Below are 22,606 nucleotides of genomic sequence, written 5' to 3'. Positions count from 1 at the left end.
GGCCCCAGGCTACCCAGCCGGGCGGGCGCGGGCGACGACCTCCTCGGGGGTCAACGGCGCCTTCGGGTGGTGCGTCAGGCACAGCGGGGTACGGACCTTGACGAACGAGAACCCCTCCCCGGCCGCGTAGAACTCACCGCTGTTCAGCAGACCGATGTCCGGCAGCCGCCCGCCCTTGGCCTCGGCGAGCTGCCGGGCCGCGTCGATCTGCGCCGGCGCGTTGAGCAGCCCGAAGAACTGCGTCGTCGCGTTGCCGGAGATCTGGTTGTGCAGACCCTTGGGCGCCTGGGTGGCGAAGACCAGCCCGAGCCCGTACTTGCGGGCCTGCGAGGCCAGCGCGATCGTGCTGGCGGTGCAGGCAGTGGTGCCGGTCGAGGGCGCGAGCGTCTGCGCCTCGTCCATCACGAACAGCCCGCCCAGCGGTCGGTCACCGGCGGGGTGCCGTTTGATCCACGCGAAGAGCGCCATCTGCAACTGGTTGACGAAGCTCTGCCGCTCCTGATCCGAGGTGAGGCCGACGAAGCTGATCACCGACACCCGGGCCCGCCGCCCGGCCGACGGTGTCAGCAGCAGCCCCGGGTCGGCCGGCGCGCCGACCCCGCCGAAGAGCGGATCGGTGACCATCGCCGCCTTGAGCGCCTCGGCCAACTCCTCGGCGAGCTTCCCCGCGCGGGCCAGCCGACTGACCCCCTCGGGCAGGTCGGTGAGGAAATCGGTGAAGCCGGGCAGGCCCACCATCCCGCTGCGCGCGTACGCCTGCAGGGCCTCGGTCAGGACGGCCTTGCCCTGCTGGGCGAGCCGGCTGGAGCGGTCCACGCCCGCCCGTGGCGCGAGCGCCTCCACGGCGGAGCGGACGGCCTGGTCGAACTCGTCGGGCCAGTCCCGCAGCGAGGTGAAGTCGGGCAGCGGCTGGAAGCTCAGCGGCCGACCGGCGGTGACCCGGGGCGTCCACACCACCACCTCGGTGTGTGCGAGGTAGTCGGCGGCGCGTTCGGCGTCGCCGGGGCCCCAGCCGCCCGGCGGGTCGGGCCACGGGTCGCCGAGCCGGGCCAGGTCGTTGTTGGGGTCGAGCACGATCGCGGAGACTCCCTCGCGGGCACACTCCTCGACCAGCCGGCGGATCAGCACGGTCTTGCCCGAGCCGGACCCGGCGAACACGACCGCGTGGCGGCGCAGCGACTCCAGGGGAACCGTGAAGGGGTGACCACCGTCGACGGTCCGCCCCAGCCCGACGGCCCGACCGCCCTCGCCGACGACGAGGTCCGCCGGGTCAGCGGGTACGGGCTCGGCCGCCGCACCGGCGGGGACGTCGGCTTCCGACACGGTCGTCGGGTCGGATTCGGGACCACCCGACGGTGGCTCGTCGTCGTCGGGCGTCGGCGGCTGGGCACCGCCGCGCGTCCCGTCGGGCCCGGGCAGGACCGCGCGGAACAGCTCGGTGCCGCTGGCCGGACGGCGGGCCACCAGCCACTCCTGCAAGGCCGTGGACGGTTCGGCCGCCATCACCCGCAGCGCAGCGAAGACCCGCAGGTCCGCCTCCGGTACGGCACACCGCAGGCCGCCGGCCGCGTCGAAGCCCGTCAACACCTCGGTCGTACGCTTCCCGGTCGGCCACGGACCGTTGCGCAGCAGGATCAGCCGACGTTGTGGCAGGTCCCGGTCCAACCCTGCGAGGGTGCAGGCGGCCTTGACCCGGGCGGTGACGGCGACGGCATTGGGGTGCGCGACGGCCCGGAAGCACCAGTGCGCCTCGTTCTCGGTGGCCTCGTCGAGCACCTCGATGAGCCGCCCGTGCAGCGCGGGCTTGCGCCCCGGCGGCGGGTCGTACTTGTAGGTGGCGCCGGTCGGCGCCTGCTCGGCGATCCAGGCGGCCAGGCCGGCGGCGAGCAGCGGCGGCATGTGCTCGTCCTCGCCCGTCGGGTTGACGGCGGCGGACACGTCCGCGGCCTCGACCAGTTCCGCGAACCGTGCGTCCAACTCGTGCAGGCGGCGCTCGTCAGTCGTCGCCTCGGCGGAAGCGCTACGGGCGGTGCTGGCCGTCGGCGTCGAGTCGGTGCCGTCGATGAGCCGGTCGAGCTCGACCACCTCGTCGCGGTCACGGCACCAGGCGATGTGGCGGTCCACCCGGCGGAGCAGAGCGCGGGGCGTCAGGGTGGGTGCGTCGGCGAAGGCGGCGGGGGCGATCGGCCAGGTGGGGTGCGGTGGCCCGAAGTACATGCCCGCGAACGCGGCGGAGAGGCGCTTCGCCACGATCGCCTGCCCGATCTCCGGCGTGGGGATCCGGTCCGGCAGGGCCGCCGTACGGAAACGGTCAGCGACCGGGGTGGGCGCGGTGCGGGTCAGCAACACCCAGGTGTCCGGCAGGCACGAGACGACGACCAGCGTGCGGCGGGTGATGTCGCGGAGCTTGAGCAGGCCGTCGGCGATCGGGCCGAGCACCTTGGCCTGGCCGTCCTCCAGACCCTGATGCTGGTTGAGCAGTGAGGTGCTGGTCTGGGCGAACAACGTGTCGAGCTGGTCCACGGCGATGACGGTGGGGTCCAGGGTCAGGGCCATCAGCCGGGAGATGTCCTGCACGACCTGCTGGGGGGTGCGGATCGCGGTGCTCAGACCCCACGCCGCCCGCGAGGCCGGGTCACCCGGCTCGGAGATCAGGTGGGCGTAACCGACGTCCTGTGCCTCGAAGTCGACGGCGCCGTGCAGGACGAGCGCCCGAGCGGTGTCCTGGGCGTCCCGCCCGACCTCCCGATCGCGCTCGCGCAGCGCCCAGATGAAGGTGTCGAGCTGCGCACGGGTCACCGGTCGGGCGCCGGCTACCGCGTCGCGGACCTCCACCGGCAGGCCGAGCTGGGGGGTGAGTCGACGCAGGAAGGTCTTCAACTGGGTGCCCCAGCCGACGTGGGGGCGGCCCATTCCCTCCACCAGGGCCAGGGCCACGCTTTCCCAGAACGTCTTGCCACTGACCATGTCGACAAGGAAGAAGTAGCCGCCGTCGCCCTGGATCCGTTCGCGGACCGCCCCGAGCAGGTGCGTCTTGCCGGCACCCGCGCGGCCCTGCATGGCCACGCCGAGCGGCATGCTCGTGTCGTCGGTGCGGGCCCGCGCCACCCCGCGCAGGATCTCCGCGGCCACCTTCTCGTGCAGCTCCGGCACGTTGTGCGCGCTGGGTCGCCAGACGTCGTCCGGGGTGACCGCCGGGTTGAGGCTGACCGCTTCCAGCGCGGCCCGCTGGTCGTCCGAGATCATGCCGGGCCGATCGCCAGGGCGTGGTTGTCCTCGTTCCCGATGCGGACGGCCGCGGCCCGGTCCCGTGCGGTCAGTGACTTGGTGTTCGCCACCGGGATGATGCGGACGTCCTCCCGGCCGACCATCGCCCGCAACGCCGCGTCGAGGGTGGCCCGGTCGGTGTCGGCGAGCCGGTCGCGGACGTCGGCGAGGCCGACCCAGGCGCCCGGCGCGGCGGCCAGATCCCGGTACGCCGAGCGAACCAGTGCCTCCACCTGCACCGCGGACACCGGTGCCGCCGCCGTCGCAGGCGCCGCGGGTGCCGGTACTTCCCGTAGCGGCTCGCTGGTCGCCGGGGCGGCCGTAGCCCCGGTCTGCTTGAAGAAATCGCCGTGGCTGACCCGGAGCCGGTCCAGCGAACGGTGCAGGTTGGACAGGACGACGAACAGGGACCGGGTCGTCGAGCCACCCTGCTTCGGCGGCGCGGCGGTGTGCAGCTGACGTGCCACCCGCCAGCCCTGCTCGGTCAGCTCGTGGGCGAAGGGCCGGTGCGTCCGATCGGTGTCCACCAGGCCCAGGTCGACGAGCTTCGTGTTGTCCTTGCCGGTCAGCGTGAAACCGGCCAGCTCTTTCAGCTCGACGTTGGTGAGTCGGCGTGCCTCGACCATCAGCACCACGAGGGCGTTGATCTGGTTCGGCGTCAGGTGCGGGACGTCCGCCGGGCTCGTCATGATGTCTCATCTCCGTGGGGGTGCGTGCCGCCCGCGCGTCGCCGGGCCAGCAGCCGACGGATCCCGTCGACCACCGCCGGCGCGTCGGTGAGCACCTGCTCGTTGGTGAAGCGGAGCACGTCCAGCCCGAGGAGTTGCAGCTGTACGTCTCTCCGCCGGTCGTTGGCGAAAGCGATTCGCCCACGATGCTCCGGGCCGTCCACCTCGACCGCAAGACCCTCAGCGGGCCAAAACAGATCCAGACGGTACGCCGTGGCCAGGACGTGCCACTCGTAGGTCTGGTTCCACCGCCGGCCCCGCGCCCAGTCGTGCGGCGCGAGCGCACGTTCCAACGCCTGCTCGGCGGCGCTGTCACCGCGCGGCACACCCGCGATCGGCGGCCACGCCAGCACCGTCGACTCCGGCTCGGCGGCGAGGGCCGGAATCCGTTCGGTCGTGCTGGCCAGCTGGGCGAATCGGGCCGGCAGAGGCAGGGGCACCGAGCGCACCCGGTCGGCGTGGCGCAGCGGCCCGCCAGCCAACCACACAGTGAAGCCGCCGTGCCGCACGAGCCACTCGGCGGCGGCCACCAGCGTCCGCTCGGCTTCGGCGTCCAGGTCGGGCAGGGCCACGACGAGTACACAGCTCTCCCGGTCGTACGCGTCGGCGATCACCCGGGCGAGCCCGGCGGCGCGTACCCCCGGGGCGAAGCGGGACCGGCCGCCGGGGCGGCGCGGGCCGCGCAGCCCTTGCTCGGCGAGGTCGGCCAGGAACGGGCCGAAGTGCCGGGAGCGGGCGGCGGTACGGGCCGCGAGTGCCCGTACCGCCGCGACGCCGAGAGTGCCCTCGCTGTCGAACTGGTCGGCTCCCGTCAGCCAGCGGGGGAACATCGTGAGGGCCGCGGCGTCCAGTTGGTCGAGCACCACGTCCACGAGGTCACCGAGCGGACGCGTCACAGTGGGCCGGTAGTGCACGATCGCGGGTGCTGCCGGTGGCAGCGGGTCGAGTGCCACCCGCAGCAGCTCCGGGTCGATGCCCGGCAGGTGACTGACCCGCCGTGCCGGCGGGGCAGCCCACCAGGCCCTGCTGGCGTCGCCGTTGGCCCGGACGGGGTGCGCCATGGCGGCACCCTACGACACGGACGGGCGCGACCGGGGACCCCTGGGTAGCGAGGCGGAGCGCCCGCCGCTCAGCGCAGCCGGCGGATGTCGCCGTACGCGCGGTAGTAACCGCCGCGGCTGGATTCGCGCACCTCGGTCACCAGGTAGCGGGCGCCCGGCTCGCGGATCCCCTTGGGGAACTGCACCGACCAGTCGCGCCGGTAACCGTCGGAGAGCACCTGAACCCGCAGCCGCCCCCGATCGTCCAGGCACTGCACGACCACGCCCGCGCCCGAGTCGCTGGTCACCTCGACGATCGTCGGCTGCACCGGCTGGGGCGCCTGGCGGGGGGCCTTGACGTCGCGTACCTGGGGCACGTTGCCGGCCTGCGCCGCGCGGATCGCCGGCTCGCTCGCGTCGATGCAGGCCAGATGGCCGCCGGTGGTGACGACGTAGAGCCGGTCGTCGTGGTACTGCATGGAGTACGCCGAGCCGCAGCCCGTGCCGAGCTTCCACAGCCGGGTGCCCGCCGCGTCGAAGCAGTAGATCGAGGACTGGCTGTCACCGGCGAAGACGTACTCGCCGCCCTCGGCGGTGGCACAGGAGAAGACCGGGGCGTCGCACAGATAGGTGCGTTCGTGGCGACCCGACTTGGACAGCCGCACCACCTCGCGGCTGCTGGTGCCGGCGAACACACTGCCGTGCTCCTGCCAGCCGAAGAGCACCGAACCGGTATTGGTGTGCCACAGCTCGCTGCCGGTCCGCCACTCGTAGCCGGTCACGCCCTGCGAGTGGCCGTGATAGATGGCATCGTCGTCGCACCGCACCATCCAGGCCGAACGCCCCCGCCCGGGCCGACGCCACAGGAACTCGTCCTCGTGGTCGACGGCGGTGATCCCGCCGTCGGCGTCGGAGACGCCGAGGACGCCGTCGTGGATGTCCAGCCAGTAGATGTCGATCTCCGGGGCGATCGCGTACGCCACGCGGGGCACCTTGCCGGACAGGTCGTAGACGTTGCCGTCGTCGCAGCCGGCGTAGATCCAGGCGTCGTCGGCGACGATGCACTTCACCCCGTCGGGAAGGCGGACCTGGCTGCGCACCTGGGCGTCGTGGTCGAGCGTGGTGATGACACCGTGCTCGTTGCCGACCATGCAGTGCTGCCCGTCGACGAAGATGCCGAAGGCGGGGGCGCCGGAGTCGTAGCGCCAGAGCACCGGGGCGGTGTGGGCGGTGGAGCGGGTGCTCACGATCTGCCGCCGCGACACGGTGCGCTTCTGGCGGACGCCGGGGACCGCCGGGGCGTAGCCCTTGCGGACCTTCTCCCCGATCTTCTTCGCCGCGGCGGCCCGGGCCCGGGCGTTGTCCGGATAGGCACTCGCCTTCACCTGCCCCTGGTCGCCGATCCGGCCGTAGCGCACCGTCAGCGTGGTGTTGTCGACGATGACCTCGTAGAACTTGTGCGCACCGTCCACTTCGGACAGTTCGAGGTAGGTCGTCTCCTGGGACATGGGGGGCCTCCGAGGGTCAGCGAGCGGCGCGATCCGGCCGGCGCGGCGACAGTGACCACACGGTAGCGGTGCCCCCCGACAGGATCGGCTGCCGCTGACGGCTGGGCCCGAGCGGCGCGTCGGTCCGGTCCGCGACCCCTGCCGGGCCCCGTCGAGGACGGGCTCAGCCCACCCCGGGTCAGCCCTGGCGCAGGACGCGCGCGATGGCTGTCGCGACGGCTGTGGTCAATACCCATCCCGACAGGATCAGGCCCCAGGCCACCCATCGGGCGCCGCTGTCGAAGCGCCAGGTCGAGTCCTGCCCGAGGCTCACCACCGGAATCAGGAGGTCCACCGAGTAGACGAGTGAGTGGAACTGCGGTGGCTTCTCCACGGCGGCGATGGCGCTGTCACCGATCGGCGTGAAGATGGACCACCCCAGAGCCGTCAGCCCGATCAGCCAGATCGACGCGAGCCACGTGCGATAGCCGTAGCCCACGGTGGCCCACAGGATCCCCGACCAGATTCTTGAGATCCCTCTGACCTCCTTCGCGCGGGCGTGTTGCTTCCGGTACCCGACGACACGCGCCTCGTGCTCCTGTCCGGCTTGCCGGTACGCCGCGATCAGTTGTTCGTACGGCTGCGGGCGGTAGGTGGCGTCGCCCCTGGTGAGCCACCTGATCCTCTCGTGGACGGTGACCGGTTGGGGCGAGCTCAGTCGGTCGTACGCGAACCCGTCGAGCACGATGGCTGCGGGCCAGGTGCTCGGGTTGTCCGTCACCACTCGGGCAGACACGTTCGTCATGTCGAGCGTCGCCGGGGGTTGTGCGAAGTCGAGGTCGACCATTCCGGCAGACGTCCCGGACAGGTCGACCAGGCTCGGGTCCGCCGCTGAGTCAGCCGCACCGGGAGCGAACGCCGCCGTGTCGAACGAGACCGCCCCCTCCACGCTGGCGTAACACAGACCGATCGCCCCGTCCGACCGAAACGCCTGGTCACACCTGATGTCCCTGGTCACCTTGAGCCCGTACGCCTGCAGGCTGGTGGGGCGGTCCTTCAGCCGCTTGCGCGTCGACCCCCGATGCGGGTGGGTCAGTGCGACGCCACTCAACAGGATGGACCCACCGACCTTGGCGTTGTCGAGAATGATCCGTCCCTCGACGGTGGCCGCTCGTCGTGTGGCGTCCGCGTCGAACCAGAGGCCCTCATCAATTTCCGTACGCTCGGCCTGCAGGCACACGTTGCCCGGATTGCGCAGCTCCGCACCGCGGAAGATGGCGGCTCCGCCGATCTGGGCGCCGATCATGCGAATCTGACCGGTGACGGCGGTCTTGGCGAAGGACACGTTACTTCCGACGGCCATCTGGCTCGCGCGGACCGCGTGCGAGGAACTACGGAGATCGCACTCCCGAAAGTGCAGCACGCCGTCGATCTGGGCGTAGCGCAGATCGATCGTGTCGGTACTGGTGACCCGAACCATGCTGACCGAGCCTCGGACCCTCAATCCGGTGGCGTCGAGCCCGGGGATCGTCGAGTCGGTGAGGGACAGACTCAGCAGGTTGGCGTCGCAGAGCCGGGGAGCCTGGTCGAATTCGCACCCGTCGAAAGTCAGCGGGTAGCCGATGTCGAGGCCGGTCAGGACCAGTTCACCGACGATGGACGCTCCGATGAGGTGGATCGTACGGATCTCGCCCACCAATTCCTTGACCTGACCGGTGACGAGCCGCTCCAGAAAATCCGCGCGGACCGTTTTATCGGCGACCGACCCTGCGTCGGCGGGCGTGCGGCTTGTGCAGACGGCCAGTATCAGCCGCTCCATCGGAGAAACGTCGGCGTCCGGTCCGTCACTTGTGGAACGTGGCTGGGGCACATCCATTCCCAGCATTCTTGTGACGGTGACATGAGACGGCAATGACCCATCAATGCCTCAACCGTGGCTGATCGTCCGGTTGCTGTCGCCGAACGTCCGTCCGGCGCGACTCTGTGAGAGCATCTCATGCAGCCGTCATGCCGCGAAGGGATCAGACAATGGGCGTCGACCTGGATGCTGTCAACCACGCCACCCGGGTGGTGCTCGACGCCGTTCACCCTGTTCGCTACGCCCACTACATCACGCCCACCAACCTGGCACAGGTGCGCGCGGAGTTTCTGGACGCGTACAACGCCGGCCGTGCCGTGGATCCACTATTCGAATACCCGCCGATACCCGGCCAGCTCGCGGCCGCGCTCGACGCGGCGCGGGCCGCGTCGACGGGGGCGGGGCCGTGGCGAGAGACCCTGGACCGAGAGTTGACATACGCGCGGGCAGGTCTCGCGGCACTGCGTTCTCGTGACCCGGAGGCGATGACGAGCTACTCGCAGAGCCAGTTCGGCGACGTTGCCGCCGCTGCGGTGGCGGGCGCGCGCCGACGCCTGGCAGAGCAGCCACCGACCGTCGACACCGAAGCGACGTGGAGCTCCGATCGGGTGGCAGCCGTCATGGGCCGGGTCCTGGCCGAGCTGGGCCTGGACGATTGGACCATTGATCACAATGACCGCATGGCAGCGCGGATGAGTGTGGTCGGCCGGCGGCGTCAGGTGCGAGTCAAGCGTGGCGTCACTTTCACCGCCACGACGGTACGGCGACTGATCGTGCACGAGGTCGGTACCCACGTGCTGCGCACGGCCAACGGCATGCGGCAGCCACTGCATCTCCTGGCGCACGGAATCCCCGGCTACCTGGGGACCGAGGAGGGCCTCGCGGTCTGGCACGAGCAGCAGGCGGGGATGACAGATCCCGGTGTCATGCGGCGGTACGCGCTGCGGGTAATTGCCTGTGATACGGCGCTGCGGGCCGGCTTTCGAACCGTTTTCGATGCTGTTCTTCCGCATACCACTGCCGACGAGGCCTTCGATCTCACGCTCCGCGTGAAGCGGGGGCTACTCGACACGTCCGTGCCTGGCGGTTACATCAAGGACCACATCTACCTTGGCGGCTTCATCGAGGTCACTAATCATCTGGAGCGCAACCCAGGTGATCACGATCTGTTGATGGCCTGCAAGTGGCCACTGTCGGAGGTGCCGATGTTGCGGACACTTCTCGACGACCGGTCGTCGATCCCGCCGCACCATCGGGTCGACAAGGTGGTCGACCTGACTCGGACAGTTGTCGCCGAGGGTTGAGGTGTGAGGCCGCCGTTACTCTGTCTTGAGGACCTCCCACTTGTGGTAGAAGGCGGAAATCATCTCGAAAAGCTCCCGAGCGCTCCGCGTCTCGGGACTCTCCGGCCCCCGAAGGAACTTCAGCGATACAGAGTAGATGTTCCACTGCATCAGTGGTTCGACGAGCGCTGTGTAGAGATTCCCGGTGGCTCCGATGAGGACGAAGAAGCTGACGACGGCGTTGAGGGTCTCGACGATTTCCGGCCCGGCCGCCGCAGGGTCGATCTCCCCGGCGTCCACCTGTTGCTGCAGGAAGCCCACCCGCTCCAGCGCGGCACCGGCGTCATCCTTTGACTCGATCGTGACCGGCACTGTGCCTCCTGGTCGGTTGTGGAAACCCGGAGCCAGATTAGATGCCATAACGTGAGAATGGTCCGCACTGACCGTTAGCCGACACGCTCGCCTCTGGTGAGGGGACCGCCCGCCCTGGGGGGTTCGGCGTAGCGTTCTTGGTCACCGATCTGGCCAGCGCAGCGCGTCGTCGCGGAGCACCGCGTGCGCGCCGACGATCTGGTTGACGATCTGCGTCACTCGCACGTCGACAGCGATGCTGGCCAGCGCCGCCGCGTCCGCGCGGCTGAGGCCGTGCAGTCGCTGCATCAGCGTCAGCATCGAGTTCAGGGCGGTGAACGTGGCGTCGTCGAGGGAGTCGCCGACACCCAGGGTCAGCCATGCGTCGGGGGTACGGGCCACCGGGCCGGTGACCGGAAAGTCGTCGCGTACGTCGAAGGTCAACGTCACCTCGTCCATCGGACACTCGATCGCAGTGCCGCCGACCTCGCCGTCACCCTGGGCGGCGTGCCCGTCCCCGACGGAGAACAGCGCGTCGTCCACCGGGATCGGCAGCAGGAGGGTACTGCCGGCGGTGAGGTCCCGACAGTCCAGATTGCCGCCCGAGGGGCGCGGTGGAGTCGTCGAGTGGAGCCCCGGCTCCGCGGGTGGCATGCCGAGCACTCCCATGAAGGGCCGCAGCGCGATCGTGTGGCCGTGCTGGTTGCGGCCGGTCATCGTCACCGGGTCCAGCGCCCAGGCGTGCACCACCTGTTGGTCCTGCACGCCGTAGCGCTGGTTGAACGCACTCGGCCAGCCGCCGGCCACTGTGGTTCCCCAGCGGCCCGGGACGACCGCGTCGACGCGTACCGCGAGGGTCTGGCCGGCGCGCGCACCGCGGACCGCGACCGGACCGATCAACGCGTGGCCGTGGTCGGGCCGGTGCTGCGCGACCCGGGGTCGGTCCCGGTTCGGCCCGCCGGGGTACGGGCCGGCGGACCACCAGCAGTCCAGGGTGCGATAGGTGACGGTGTCGCCGGGGTCGATGGTCAGCACCGGCGGGAAGTCGGGGGAGAAGTGGCCGTGCAGGCTGTCATTTCCGGGCGTGAGGGTGTGTCGCATCAGTGCAGGCTAGTGGCCAGGTGCGGCGGGCAGGCAGGTGCGCGGTGGGTGCCGGGCGCACCCACCGCGCACGTCTCAACCTGGGCGATGTCAGCCCGAGGTGCAGGAGCGGATCTGTGGGCGGGCGCTGCTGTTGCCGTTGGTCATCGTGGTGAAGCCGAAGGTGTTGCCGCTGCCGTTGGACCGCATGGTCATGACTGTCCCGCTGCTGTCCCAGGTGGCGGTGCCGTTCCAGATGGTGGTGACCCGCTGCGGCGAGGTGATGGCAACGACCACCGTCCACGTGCTGGCGCCGCTGACCGTCACCGACGTGTTGTACCGGTCGCCCCAGACGTTGGGGGTCGTGGCGGTCGCGGTGCAGGTGCCGCCGGCGGGCGGCGGAGTGGTGGTGGGCGGCGGGGTGGTGCCGTCCGGCGCGACGGCGCGGCCGGTGGACGGCGAGATCATGCCGGGGCACAGGTTGCGGCTGGTCAGGTTCGCCATGATCTGGGGGATGGCGTCGCGGGTGTTCTGGATCCCGTCGTGCATCAGGATGACCTGACCGGCTTGGAGTCGGCTCGCGTTGGCCACGATCTGGCTGACGCTGGCGCCGTTCCAGTCCTGGGAGTCCACGTCCCAGAGCACCTGGCGCATGCCCAGTGACGACGCGACGGACTGCAACGTGGAGTTGGTCTCGCCGTACGGCGGCCGGAACAGCACCGGTCGGCTGCCGGTGGCCGACTGGATCGCCGAGCTGGTCTGGGAGAGGTCCGACTGCATCTGAGCCTGGCTCATCGAGGTCATGTGGGCGTGGTTCCAGCTGTGGTTGGCCACCCACATGCCGGCGGCCACCTGTGCCTGCGCGGCCGACCGGTTGTTCTGGACGTTCTGCCCGACGTTGAACATGGTGGCTCGTACGCCGTTGGCGCGCAGCACGTTCAGCAGGGAGCTGGTGCTGCCGGTCGGACCGTCGTCGAAGGTGAGGCCGACGTAGCCGTTGCAGGCGGCGGCGCTCGACGGGGTGGAGGTGGCCGCGATGACGACGCCGCACATGGCGACGGCGGTGGCCAGGACGGCGAGCGCCGCGCGCAACCGCCTGGACCACAGGGCCGTGCGGGGGAAGAGCCTGCTCATCTGGTGCCCCTTCGCGCAGGCCCGGACGCGCCCCGGGGCGGGCAGCACGGTCCGGACAGGTGTGGACAAGTGGGTAGGTGGAGCGGAAACCGCAACGAAGCCGATCGCATTGACCTCAGTGGATCGGAGTATTACAGCGAGAATTCCAACGCGTCAACAAGTTCCGGAACATCCTCGGAACAACTCAGGAGGCTCTGCGGCGGTCGGTGCAGGAAGGCCCCGGTCGTCGCTGGAGCTCCGACGCCCTCTCGATCACGTCATTTGGCGGATCTGCCGGTTACGTGATCCGGAAAGTGGCCGGAACTATCGATCGCCGAGCGCCGGGTCCACCGTCGCACCGTCGCGCTTAATAGTAAAGATTGTGAACAGAAGATGTTACAGTCATCGCGGTCGATATCCGCTCGGGTTTCGGCCGATGAGGTTCCAGAAAGGAGTGATCACATGGCGAGACTGCGCGCGCTGGTCGCGCTGGCGGCACTGATCGTCGCCGGTGGGCTGGTCGCTGTCATCCCGGCCACCGCCGCCTCGGCGGCGGCCTGCTCGGCTTCGTGGCAGGCCTCGGCCGTCTACTGGGGAGACGCCCAGGTCTCCCACGGCGGCCGCAACTACCGGGCGAAGTGGTGGACCCAGAACGAGGCGCCGCCGGGAACGACCGGTGTCTGGGAGGATCTCGGCGCGTGCGGCGGGGGCACCACGCCGCCCACCGGGGGGACGTGCAGCTACCCGAACTGGACCGCCGGGACCTGGTACGCCACCGGGGCGATCGTGCGGTACACGAACGGTTCCTACTACATCGCCGAGCACGACAACCCGGGGTACGACCCCATCGTGAGCACCTGGTACTGGGAGCCCTACACCTGTGGCGGTCAGCCACCGACCACCCCGCCGCCCACCAACCCGGGCGGCTTCGTGGTCACCGAGGCCCAGTTCAACCAGATGTTCCCAGGCCGCAACTCCTTCTACACGTACTCCGGGCTCGTCGCCGCGCTCAGCGCCTACCCGGCGTTCGCGCGCACCGGCAGTGCCACGGTCCAGCGTCAGGAGGCCGCGGCCTTCCTGGCGAACGTCTACCACGAGACCGGCGGGCTCGTGCACGTGGTCGAGCAGAACACCGCGAACTACCCGCACTACTGCGACTACGGCCAGCCGTACGGCTGCCCCGCCGGGCAGGCCGCCTACTACGGGCGGGGGCCGATCCAGCTCAGTTGGAACTTCAACTACAACGCCGCGGGCAACGCCCTCAACCTGCCGCTGCTGACCAACCCGTGGCTGGTGCAGACCGACGCCGCGGTGGCCTGGAAGACCGGTATCTGGTACTGGATGACCCAGAACGGGCCGGGCACGATGACCGCCCACAACGCGATGGTCAACGGTGCCGGGTTCGGCCAGACGATCCGCAGCATCAACGGCTCGATCGAGTGCAACGGCGGAAACCCCGCCCAGGTGCAGAGTCGCGTCACCCGTTACCAGCAGTTCGTCGGCATCCTCGGGGTGTCCGCCGGAGCCAACCTCTACTGCTGAACAGTGGCCGGGCCTCGGCGGACGGCGTCGAGGCCCGGCATCTCGGCCGCCGAGGCCCGGTGAGGGCGGCGGCCGTATCGGCGCGATCAACCCGTTGACACGGCCGTGCTGCGCCCGGAACTATCAGCGGCAGTCCACCCGTCCTGGCTCCCGTTGCTCACGAACTCTCATGACAACGATGTCAGGGCTCCGACCCGCCACCCGATCCACACTGCCCAGACGTTCGACGTACTCGACCCGGTTCGAGTCGAAAGGCTCCGTCCCTCATGTCGCACACCCCCCTTGCGCGCTCCCTCTCACCCCGCCTGATCGCGGCGACGACAGCCGCCCTGCTACCGCTGGGCCTGCTCGTCGCCGCGCCCCTGGCGAACGCCGCCCCCAATCCCGCACAGCCGGGCAACTTCACCTCCTCGTTCGAGTCCGGCGACCCGCAGCCCGCCACCAGCACCGCGGAGGTCGGCCCGAACGGAAAGCCGGTCCAGGCCAACCTGAGCGGCACTGTCGCCACGCTGCCCGGCAGCCTGCTCGGCCAGGTCAGCGCCGTGACCGCGAGCGACGAGAACCCGCCGCGAGAGATCGCCGCGAACCTCACTGACGACGATCCGTCGACCAAGTGGCTCGTGTTCGCGTCCACCGGCTGGGTGACCTACCAACTCGCCAAGCCGGCGACGGTGGCGCGCTACTCGCTGACCGCGGCCGACGACGCACCGACCCGGGACCCGAAGGACTTCGTCATCCAGGGGTCGAACGACGGCAGCACCTGGACCGACCTGGACAAGCGTGCCGGCGAAAAATTCGGCGGGCGCTTCGCCACCAAGACGTACAGCATCACCAACCCGAACGCCTACGGCTTCTACCGGCTCAACATCACCGCCAACTCCGGTGACTCGCTCGTGCAGCTCGCCGACTGGAACATCAGCGACGGCTCAGACGTCCGCCCGCCGGCCACCCCCATGGTCAGCGAGGCGACCGCAGGCCCGAACGGCGGCTACACCACGAAGCCGGACGTCGGGTTCACCGGACTGGCCGCGCTGCGCTACTCCGGCGGTGCCGAGGGCAACGGCCGGTCGTACGCGACGAACAAGCTCTTCGACGTCACCATCCCGGTCGGGCCGGAGACCCGACTGTCGTACAAGCTCTTCCCCGAGTTCACCAGTGGAGACGGCCGGTACCCGTCCACCTACGCCGCCGTCGACCTGCACTTCACCGACGGCAGTTACCTCAGTGGTCGATCGCCCGTCGACCAGCACGGCTACCCGCTCACGGGCGCCGGTCAGGGCGCCTCGAAGGTGCTCTTCGCCGACCAGTGGAACCTGGTGCAGGCCGACCTGGGCGCCGTCGCGCGCGGCAAGACGATCGACCGCATCCTGCTCGCCTACGACAATCCGCAGGCCACCGGGGCTACCCGCTTCCAGGGTTGGCTCGACGACATCGAGCTGACGGCCGCGCCGGCGTCCATCGACGGCTCGAAGCTGACCAACTACGTCGACACCCGACGGGGCACCAACTCGACGGGCGGCTTCTCGCGCGGGAACAACCTGCCGATCACCGCAGTGCCGAACGGGTTCAACTTCTTCACCCCGGTGACCGACGCGACCTCCGACTCGTGGGAGTACGAGTACCACCGGATCAACAACGAGGCCAACCTGCCCATGCTCCAGGGCCTCGCGATCTCCCACGAGCCCAGCCCCTGGATGGGTGACCGCAACCAGATGTCCGTCATGCCGGTCGTCGGTGGCGGTCCGCTCACCGGTCAGCCAGCCAGTCGTGCGCTCGCCTTCAGTCACGACGACGAGACGGCGCAGCCGGACCTCTACCGCGTCACGCTCCAGAACGGCCTGGTCGCGGAAATGTCGCCCACCGACCACGCCGGGATCATGCGGTTCACCTTCCCCACCGGGCAGGCGACCGGAAGCCTCGTCTTCCACAACGGCACGTTCACCATCGGCACGGACGGCACGTTGACCGGTTGGGTCGACAACGGAAGCGGCCTGTCGGCCGGTCGTAGCCGGATGTTCGTCTCCGGCGCCTTCGACCGGGCGCCGACGGCGTCCGCCGCGACCTCTGCCACCTTCGACATCTCCGGCTCGCGGGAGGTGACGATGCGTCTCGCCACGTCGTTCCTCTCCGTCGACCAGGCGCGCCGCAACCTCGATCTGGAGGTCACCGGCAAGAGCTTCGACCAGATCCACGCCGAGGCGACGGCCGCGTGGAAGGACCGGCTCGGCCGGGTCGAGCTGCGCGGCGCCACCGAGTCGCAGTTGGTCACGATGTTCTCGAACCTGTACCGGCTGAACCTCTACCCGAACTCACAGTCGGAGAACACCGGCACCGCCGCCGCGCCGCGCTGGCAGTACGCGAGCCCGGTCTCGGCGCCGACCGGCGCGTCGACCCCCACCCGGACCGGCGCGAAGGTCGTCGACGGGCAGATCTACGTCAACAACGGCTTCTGGGACACCTACCGCACCGTGTGGCCCGCCTACGCGCTGCTGTACCCGGACGTCGCCGCGAAGATCTCCGACGGCTTCGTCCAGCACTACCGCGACGGCGGCTGGATCGCCCGCTGGTCGTCCCCCGGCTACGCCGACCTGATGACCGGCACCAGCGCGAACGTGGCGCTGGCCCAGGCGTACCTCACCGGGGTCAAGCTGCCCGACCCGCTCGCGGCGTACGACGCGGCCGTCAAGGACGCGACCGTCGCGTCCGGGCGCAGCGCGGTCGGGCGTAAGGGCATCGAGAGCTCCCTGTTCCTCGGCTATACGCCGACGTCCACCGGGGAGTCGGTGTCCTGGGCGCTGGAGGGCTACATCAACGACTTCGGCATCGGCAACATGGGTGCGGCGCTCGCCAAGGACCCGGCCACGCCCAAGTCGGAGCGCGCCCGGCTCAAGGAGGAGTCCCGGTACTTCCTGGAGCGGGCCCGCAACTACGTCCACCTCTTCGACCCGAAGACGAAGCTCTTCCAGGGTCGCGACGCCGCCGGCAACTTCCTCGCCGGTGACCCGCTGGACTGGGGCGGCGTCTACACCGAGACCAACGGGTGGAACTTCGCGTTCACCGCTCAGCAGGACGGCCAGGGTCTGATCAACCTGTACGGCGGGCAGAAGGCGCTGCGGGACAAGCTCGACGCGTTCTTCACCATCCCGGAGAACGCCGACCGCCCCGGTGGGTACGGCGGCGTCATCCACGAGATGCTCGAAGCGCGCGCGGTGCGGATGGGTCAACTCGGCATGAGCAACCAGCCGTCGCACCACATCCCGTACATGTACAACGTGGCCGGCGCGCCCGCCAGGACCCAGCAGACCGTGCGGGAGATCCTGCGGCGTCTCTACGTCGGCAGTGAGATCGGCCAGGGCTACCTGGGCGACGAGGACAACGGCGAGATGTCGTCCTGGTACATCCTCAGCTCGCTGGGCATCTACCCGTTGCAGGCCGGGTCGTCCGAGTGGGCGATCGGCTCGCCGCAGTTCACCCGGATGACAGTGCGTCGCAGCAGCGGCGACATCGTCGTCAACGCGCCGAACAACAGCACGGCGAACGTCTACGTGCAGGACGTGAAGGTCAACGGCAAGAAGCAGCGCGGCCTTTCCCTGGATGTCGCGACGCTCGCCAAGGGCGGCACCATCGACTTCCAGATGGGCCCCAAGCCGTCGTCGTGGGGCACCGGCAAGAACGACGCGCCGCCGTCGCTGACAAAGGGTGACGAGGCGCCGAAGCCGTTGCAGGACGTCACCGGCCCCGGTCTCGGCACCGCGACCGCGACCGGCGCTCAGGACGCGTCGAAGCTGTTCGACGACTCGTCGACCACGCAGCTGACCTTCACCTCGGCGACCCCGCAGATCACCTGGGCCTTCCGTGGTGGCAAGCAGAAGCCGAAGTACTACACGGTCACGTCCGGGGCCGCTGCCGGCGATCCGGCGGACTGGCGCCTGCAGGGCTCCAACGACGGCCTCACCTGGACCACTGTGGACTCCCGCACCGGCCAGGTGTTCCCCTGGCGCAACCAGACCCGCCCGTACTCGATCGACAGGTCCGGACGGTTCGCCCAGTTCCGCCTCGCCGTCACGAAGACCGTCGGCGCCGCGCAGACCAACCTCGCCGAGGTCGAGCTGCTCGCCGGAGGTGACCTCGACCTCGGTGGCGGCGACATCACCGTCACCGCCGCGGACGGCGTGCACGCCACCACCGGCGTACCCGTCTCGGTGCCGCTGGGCACCGTCACCGGCGGCGACGCCAGCGGCTACCAGGCCACCGTCGACTGGGGTGACGGCACGCCGGTCACCGCGGGCACCGTGACGTTGAGCTCGCGGGCCGTCTACCGCATCGCCGGGTCGCACACCTACGCCACGCCCGGCTACCACCAGGCGAACGTCACGGTGACCGACGGCGAGAGCCAGAGTTCCGTGACTGTCGGCGTCGAGGTGGCCTACGCCCCGGCCTCCGGTCTCACCGCCGCGTTCGACAACGTCTGCGTCGGTGACGAAGGGGTCCTGGCGGCGGACTGTGACGCCAAGTCGTGGGCGTACTCGCGGGCCGCCCTGGCGGCCGGTGGTGCCACCCAGGGCCAGGCACAGCAGGTCCCCGGAACGGCGCTGCGGTTCACCCTGCCGGTGATTCCGGCCGGGCAGCCGGACAACGCCACCGGCAACGGGGCGACAGTCGTCCTCGACCTTCCGCAGGACGCGAAGAGCATCTCGTTCATCGGCGCCGGAACGCAGGGCAACCAGAACACCACCGGCACGGCGACGTTCAGTGACGGCAGCACGGCCAGCATTCCGATCCAGTTGAGCGACTGGACGCTGGGCGGCAACGCCAACGGCACCCCGTCCTACGGCAACATCGTCGTGGCCCGGACGGCGTACCGGTTGCAGGGCACGAGCCGCGACGGCGCCCAGCCGTTCCTCTTCGCCACCGCGCCCTACCAGATCCCGGCAGGCAAGACGCTGGTGTCGGTGACCCTGCCGACGCAGACCGGTGACCCTCGCTCGGCGGGTCGGATCCACGTGTTCGCCGTGGCCAACGACGGCACGCCCGCCCCGGCGCTGACGACCGCCGCCCCGAAGAACCAGACGGCCACCGCCGGGCAGGCCCTCGCGGCGAACCTCGGTGCGGTGACCGGCGGCGTTCCCGGTACGACGGGCTACCGCGCCCGCGTCCAGTGGGGTGACGGCACGGTTCCGGACGACGTGACGATCGGCGCGTCCGGCGCGATGAGCGGCCAGCACACCTACGCACGGGAGGGCACCTACACGGTGCGCGTCACCGCGTGGGACGCGCTGTCGAGCAGCACCCAGTCCTTCACCGTGACAGTGGCTCGGGGCGGATCGCAGCCGGCGATCGCCCTGTCCGCGTCCGGCACCGTCGCCACCGGTGGCGCGATCACCGTCACCGGCAGCGGCTTCTCCGCCGGCGAGCAGGTGACCGTCAGCGTCGGCACCGACCCGGGTCGGATCATGAAGGTCGCGGCCTCCGCGACGGGAACGGTCCGCGCCTCGGTGCCGACCTCCGGTGACGCGCAACCCGGCCGGTACGCCGTCACCGCGACGGGCACGTCCTCGCGTACGCCGGCCACGGCCACCGTCCAGGTGACCGGGGAGCCGGAGGCGCGAACCTACCAGCCGCGGGTGGCGCTGTTGACCACCTCGGGCCCGCGCGGCACGTCGATCATGGTCGACGGTTCCGGGTTCGCGCCGAACGAGGTGGTCACGATCGCCTTCGGGACCGGACTGGCGGTCAGCACCGTGCGCGCGAACGGTGACGGCGTCATCTCCGGCGCGACGGTCAGCGTTCCGGGTGCGGCGAAGGCGGGCGCGACCAGCGTCACGCTGAACGGCGCCACGTCGGCGACGAAGGTGTCCCGACCGTTCACCGTCACCGGCTAGCACCGAGCCGGGGACAGTACAGCCGCGTGGGGCGGGCCGTGATCACGGCCCCGCCCCACGCGCTCGTCGTGCAATCCACTGTTAGCGTCGTCTGCCATGGCCGATCACGCGCTGCTCGCCTCGGGGCGCGACGCCGACGTCTACGCGCTCGACGCGTCTCGGGTGCTGCGCCGCTACCGCCAGGGCGGGGACAGTGCGCCCGAGGCGGCGTTGATGGCGTACGTCGCGGCCGCCGGCTACCCGGTGCCCATGGTGTACGACGCCCAGGGACCCGACCTGGTGCTCGAACGCCTCGACGGCGAAACTCTCCTGGCGTCGACGCTCGCCGGGCGCACCGGCATCGGCGCGGCCGCCGACCTGCTCGTGGGCCTGCACGACCGCCTTCACAGCATGCCGGTCCGGTTCAGCGCCGACCCGGCGGACCGCGTCCTGCACCTCGACCTGCATCCACAGAACATCATGGTGACCTCACGCGGGCCGGTGGTCATCGATTGGCGCAACGCGACCGAAGGGCCGGCCGACCTGGACGTGGCCATGACCGCTCTCATCCTCGCCGAGGTGGCGATCAGCACGGACCCGCAGCTCGCCGATCCAGCTCGGGACGGCCTCGATGCCTTTCAGCGACGCGCCGAGCCGCCCCGGGCCGGCCAACTACGGCACGCCGTGGGTCTGCGTCGGGTCGACCCCGCGCTGTCCGCCGACGAGAAGGCCGCCCTGGGTCGCGCCGCCGCCCTGGTCCACACCCGCGTCGGCTGAGGCAGAGCCGAGCCCCCGGCCGGGCTCAGCGCCACGTTGACGCCCGCGCCGTCGGCGATGTCCCGGACGGTGGTGGCCGCGTAGCCGTCCCGGGCGAAGCGCTGGCGAGCGGCGTCGAGCAGCAACTGCCGGGTCTCGGCCGCGTCCCGACGGCGACGCTGGGCCGGTTCGCCGGCGGTGTGGCTGGTCGCGGGGACAGGCGGTTCTGCTGCTGTCACGACGCGTTCTGCAAGGGCTGCCCACCGACGCGGCGTTCGGTTCGACCTCAACCTGCTCGCGGCGCGCCCAGTCGGAGCTGCCAGCGCGTGCCCTGACTGGTGAGCCGGACGACGGCCAGGGGCTCCACGTCCACCTGCCGGTACGTTGCCACCGGAAGACCGAGGGCGTGCACCACAGCGACCCGGATCACCAGTGGGTGGGTGACCGCGATGACGCGTCCGCCGGCTCGGTGCTGCTCGTCCAACCAGCTTCCGACCCGATCCCGCACGGCCGTGACGGACTCACCGCCGTGCGGCGCGGAGTCCGGAGCGGACAGCCAGCCGTGCAGCGCCTGTGGCTGCGATTCAGCGATCTCCTCAAGCGTCCGTCCGGACCAGATCCCGTAGTCACAGTCGGCCAACGCCGTCTCGATCGTCGGCAGCAGGCCGAAGGCGTCGGCGGTCTGTCGAGCGGCCACCGCGGGACTGGACAGGCAGGTGGCGTTCACGCCGAGGAGCCCACGCCGGTCAGCGCCCGCCTGGGCCTGGGCGAGGGCGGCACGAAGGCCACCCTCGTCCAGGCCGTCGTCGACGCCGCCGAAGCGGGCGCGGCGCAGCGCGGCGGTGTGACCGTGGGCGACCAGCCGGAGGCTGGTGCCGGTCACGTGCTCGGCAATGCGATGCCGGTCCGGCGACGCCGCTCGTGGTGCATCAGGGCCGCGAACAGCAGGCCGATGCCGGTCCAGAGCACGACCTGGGTGCCGAGCGAGGCCAGTCGGAAACTCCACAGCAGGGTCGCCGGGAAGTCCGCCGGAACCTCCTGGAAGGACGGCATCACCACGTACGACACTGCCGTGACCAGGAGGAACCCGCCCACGGCCGCAGCCGCGCGCAACCACGTCGGCGCCTGGGCGCCGACCGACCGGTAGCCCAGCGACCCGGCCCACACGGCCACCAGCCCGAGCACCACCATCAACAGATAGGTGACGGTCCGTTGGTTGATGGTGGCCGGGTCGCCGACCGCCGGTGGGTTCGCCGGGTACTTGAGGAACGGCACGATCACCGCGCCGAGCAGCGCCGCGCCGGCCAGCAGCAAACCCGACCGTCCGTCGTCGTCGCCGCGCCGCCGACGGGACAGCAGGACGTACGCCGTGGCCAGCAGGCCACCCATCGCGGCCCCGAACAGGCCGGTGGCCAGGAACAGCCCGCCGCGCTGACCCGTCCGGCCGACCAGGGCGTCCTCGTGATCGTGGGCACCAGCGGCGGGCTCGGCGTGCGCCGCCGCCTCCTCGATGGCGATGGCCGCCTCGACGTGCGGTTCGCCGGCGACGTACGCGAACGCACCGGCCAGCAGGCCGGCGATCAGGCCAGCCAGCAGCCCGCGGACGAGGACGGCGAGGAACGGGGGAGCGGCGGTGGTGTTCAGTGGCACGGGACGCCCAGCAGGTGCCGGCCGTCGTGCATCAACTCGTGCAGGTACATCCCGCTGCGCGACACCGCGCCCTGGTCGAAGGCGACGAGATACGCCAGCAGGGTGAGTGCGGCAACGGTCGCCAGAGCTGTCCACAGCAGACGGGCACTGCCAGCGGGGTGCACCACCGGCTGGCTGGAAGCGGAGCTAGACATGAATACACGAACCTCCCCAGGGATGACGCGTCCCCATCGCAAGGCTGCGGACGACCGAGCGTCCTGGCTCGCGGCCCCCAGGTGTGGTTGGGAAACCGCTCACAGTGGCGCGACCGCGCCGGATTCACACCGGCTTCCCTCGCGTCGCCGCAGATAGTGGGTCGACGGTATCGGTGCCGCCTCAGGCGGTCAACCCGGGCCCCGCGCCCCGAACGCGTCCACATACCGGTACGCCGACGAGGCGGATCGGCCGCAGGTGCCAGTGGATTCGTCAGACCAAAAGGCGACACTGCCGGAAGCTGGTCGTGACGCGCGTTCCGGGACTCAACAACAGTCTGTTACCGCTAACATGGTCAACCTGCCAGATCGACTCTGTGGCTCCGGGTTGACCCGGAG

At 70.5% G+C, this 22,606-nt stretch carries 15 protein-coding genes, 1 pseudogene and 1 riboswitch; of the genes and pseudogenes, 4 read left to right on the top strand and 12 right to left on the bottom strand.

Features of this window, described 5'->3' with window-relative positions:
• Positions 1-9: 9 nt before the first annotated feature.
• The 5 genes from OG992_RS07895 to OG992_RS07875 all read right to left on the bottom strand — a co-directional run bounded on the left by OG992_RS07895 (position 10) and on the right by OG992_RS07875 (position 8,341).
• Positions 10-3,246 (bottom strand): ATP-binding protein, encoded by a 3,237-nt coding sequence (locus OG992_RS07895; protein WP_266302839.1) that lies wholly within the window; start codon positions 3,244-3,246, stop codon positions 10-12.
• Entirely contained in the window at positions 3,243-3,956 is a 714-nt protein-coding gene (locus tag OG992_RS07890; protein ID WP_266302838.1) for a hypothetical protein, read from the bottom strand. The genes OG992_RS07895 and OG992_RS07890 overlap by 4 nt, the downstream gene beginning before the upstream one ends.
• The gene (locus OG992_RS07885; RefSeq protein WP_266302837.1) at positions 3,953-5,056 is read right to left on the bottom strand and encodes an endonuclease domain-containing protein; all 1,104 of its coding nucleotides are present in this window, start codon (positions 5,054-5,056) and stop codon (positions 3,953-3,955) included. The genes OG992_RS07890 and OG992_RS07885 overlap by 4 nt, the downstream gene beginning before the upstream one ends.
• Before the next feature lie 68 nt (positions 5,057-5,124).
• The gene (locus tag OG992_RS07880; RefSeq protein WP_266302836.1) at positions 5,125-6,543 is read right to left on the bottom strand and encodes a PQQ-binding-like beta-propeller repeat protein; all 1,419 of its coding nucleotides are present in this window, start codon (positions 6,541-6,543) and stop codon (positions 5,125-5,127) included.
• A 178-nt stretch (positions 6,544-6,721) separates the two neighbouring features.
• Positions 6,722-8,341 carry a hypothetical protein gene (locus tag OG992_RS07875; protein WP_266302835.1) on the bottom strand — a complete coding sequence of 540 codons (1,620 nt, stop codon included), beginning with the start codon at positions 8,339-8,341 and terminating at the stop codon, positions 6,722-6,724.
• Between the two features lie 209 nt (positions 8,342-8,550).
• Here OG992_RS07875 and OG992_RS07870 point away from each other — a divergent pair, with 209 nt between their 5' ends.
• Positions 8,551-9,684 carry a tyrosine/phenylalanine carboxypeptidase domain-containing protein gene (locus tag OG992_RS07870; protein WP_266302834.1) on the top strand — a complete coding sequence of 378 codons (1,134 nt, stop codon included), beginning with the start codon at positions 8,551-8,553 and terminating at the stop codon, positions 9,682-9,684.
• A gap of 15 nt (positions 9,685-9,699) precedes the next feature.
• Here the strand turns inward: OG992_RS07870 and OG992_RS07865 are convergent, their stop codons facing one another.
• The 3 genes from OG992_RS07865 to OG992_RS07855 all read right to left on the bottom strand — a co-directional run bounded on the left by OG992_RS07865 (position 9,700) and on the right by OG992_RS07855 (position 12,228).
• On the bottom strand, positions 9,700-10,035 hold the full coding sequence (locus tag OG992_RS07865) for a hypothetical protein (protein WP_266302833.1): 336 nt from the start codon (positions 10,033-10,035) through the stop codon (positions 9,700-9,702).
• Positions 10,036-10,176: 141 nt separating this feature from the next.
• Complete coding sequence (locus OG992_RS07860) at positions 10,177-11,115, bottom strand: acetamidase/formamidase family protein (protein ID WP_266302832.1); 939 nt, start codon at positions 11,113-11,115, stop codon at positions 10,177-10,179.
• A gap of 90 nt (positions 11,116-11,205) precedes the next feature.
• Positions 11,206-12,228, bottom strand: coding sequence for a polysaccharide deacetylase family protein (locus tag OG992_RS07855; RefSeq protein ID WP_238684947.1), 1,023 nt, complete (start codon positions 12,226-12,228; stop codon positions 11,206-11,208).
• A gap of 441 nt (positions 12,229-12,669) precedes the next feature.
• On the opposite strand from OG992_RS07855, the gene OG992_RS07850 reads away from it, so the two are divergent.
• From OG992_RS07850 to OG992_RS07840, 3 genes are all read left to right on the top strand, one after another.
• Positions 12,670-13,749 (top strand): glycoside hydrolase family 19 protein, encoded by a 1,080-nt coding sequence (locus OG992_RS07850; RefSeq protein WP_266302831.1) that lies wholly within the window; start codon positions 12,670-12,672, stop codon positions 13,747-13,749.
• Between the two features lie 266 nt (positions 13,750-14,015).
• Positions 14,016-19,631 carry a GH92 family glycosyl hydrolase gene (locus OG992_RS07845; RefSeq protein ID WP_266302830.1) on the top strand — a complete coding sequence of 1,872 codons (5,616 nt, stop codon included), beginning with the start codon at positions 14,016-14,018 and terminating at the stop codon, positions 19,629-19,631.
• Between the two features lie 96 nt (positions 19,632-19,727).
• Positions 19,728-20,387 (top strand): phosphotransferase, encoded by a 660-nt coding sequence (locus OG992_RS07840; protein WP_266302829.1) that lies wholly within the window; start codon positions 19,728-19,730, stop codon positions 20,385-20,387.
• 41 nt (positions 20,388-20,428) lie between these two features.
• Here OG992_RS07840 and OG992_RS07835 read toward each other — a convergent pair.
• The 4 genes and pseudogenes from OG992_RS07835 to OG992_RS07820 form a co-directional block, all read right to left on the bottom strand.
• Positions 20,429-20,605, bottom strand: a pseudogene (locus tag OG992_RS07835) (TetR family transcriptional regulator); the annotation flags it as partial.
• A gap of 47 nt (positions 20,606-20,652) precedes the next feature.
• Positions 20,653-21,249, bottom strand: coding sequence for a histidine phosphatase family protein (locus OG992_RS07830; protein ID WP_266302828.1), 597 nt, complete (start codon positions 21,247-21,249; stop codon positions 20,653-20,655).
• Positions 21,246-22,016, bottom strand: a complete 771-nt coding sequence (locus OG992_RS07825) for a CbtA family protein (RefSeq protein WP_266302827.1) — start codon at positions 22,014-22,016, stop codon at positions 21,246-21,248. The genes OG992_RS07830 and OG992_RS07825 overlap by 4 nt, the downstream gene beginning before the upstream one ends.
• Positions 22,007-22,210 (bottom strand): CbtB domain-containing protein, encoded by a 204-nt coding sequence (locus tag OG992_RS07820; RefSeq protein ID WP_238677442.1) that lies wholly within the window; start codon positions 22,208-22,210, stop codon positions 22,007-22,009. Before OG992_RS07820 ends, OG992_RS07825 begins: the two co-directional genes overlap by 10 nt.
• A 34-nt stretch (positions 22,211-22,244) precedes the next feature.
• Positions 22,245-22,400, bottom strand: a riboswitch (cobalamin riboswitch).
• Between the last annotated feature and the right edge of the window lie 206 nt (positions 22,401-22,606).

This window comes from Micromonospora sp. NBC_00362 (assembly GCF_026342155.1).
In the GTDB taxonomy this organism is placed as follows: domain Bacteria; phylum Actinomycetota; class Actinomycetes; order Mycobacteriales; family Micromonosporaceae; genus Micromonospora; species Micromonospora hortensis.
The sequence above is the reverse complement of the archived record's forward strand: the minus strand, read 5'-3'. Positions and strand labels throughout refer to the sequence as shown.

Coding starts and splice junctions, on each gene's coding strand:
- OG992_RS07895 (WP_266302839.1), bottom strand. CDS start 3,246: ATGATCTCGGACGACCAGCGGGCCGCGCTGGAAGCGGTCAGCCTCAAC.
- OG992_RS07890 (WP_266302838.1), bottom strand. CDS start 3,956: ATGACGAGCCCGGCGGACGTCCCGCACCTGACGCCGAACCAGATCAAC.
- OG992_RS07885 (WP_266302837.1), bottom strand. CDS start 5,056: ATGGCGCACCCCGTCCGGGCCAACGGCGACGCCAGCAGGGCCTGGTGG.
- OG992_RS07880 (WP_266302836.1), bottom strand. CDS start 6,543: ATGTCCCAGGAGACGACCTACCTCGAACTGTCCGAAGTGGACGGTGCG.
- OG992_RS07875 (WP_266302835.1), bottom strand. CDS start 8,341: ATGGAGCGGCTGATACTGGCCGTCTGCACAAGCCGCACGCCCGCCGAC.
- OG992_RS07870 (WP_266302834.1), top strand. CDS start 8,551: ATGGGCGTCGACCTGGATGCTGTCAACCACGCCACCCGGGTGGTGCTC.
- OG992_RS07860 (WP_266302832.1), bottom strand. CDS start 11,115: ATGCGACACACCCTCACGCCCGGAAATGACAGCCTGCACGGCCACTTC.
- OG992_RS07855 (WP_238684947.1), bottom strand. CDS start 12,228: ATGAGCAGGCTCTTCCCCCGCACGGCCCTGTGGTCCAGGCGGTTGCGC.
- OG992_RS07850 (WP_266302831.1), top strand. CDS start 12,670: ATGGCGAGACTGCGCGCGCTGGTCGCGCTGGCGGCACTGATCGTCGCC.
- OG992_RS07845 (WP_266302830.1), top strand. CDS start 14,016: ATGTCGCACACCCCCCTTGCGCGCTCCCTCTCACCCCGCCTGATCGCG.
- OG992_RS07840 (WP_266302829.1), top strand. CDS start 19,728: ATGGCCGATCACGCGCTGCTCGCCTCGGGGCGCGACGCCGACGTCTAC.
- OG992_RS07820 (WP_238677442.1), bottom strand. CDS start 22,210: ATGTCTAGCTCCGCTTCCAGCCAGCCGGTGGTGCACCCCGCTGGCAGT.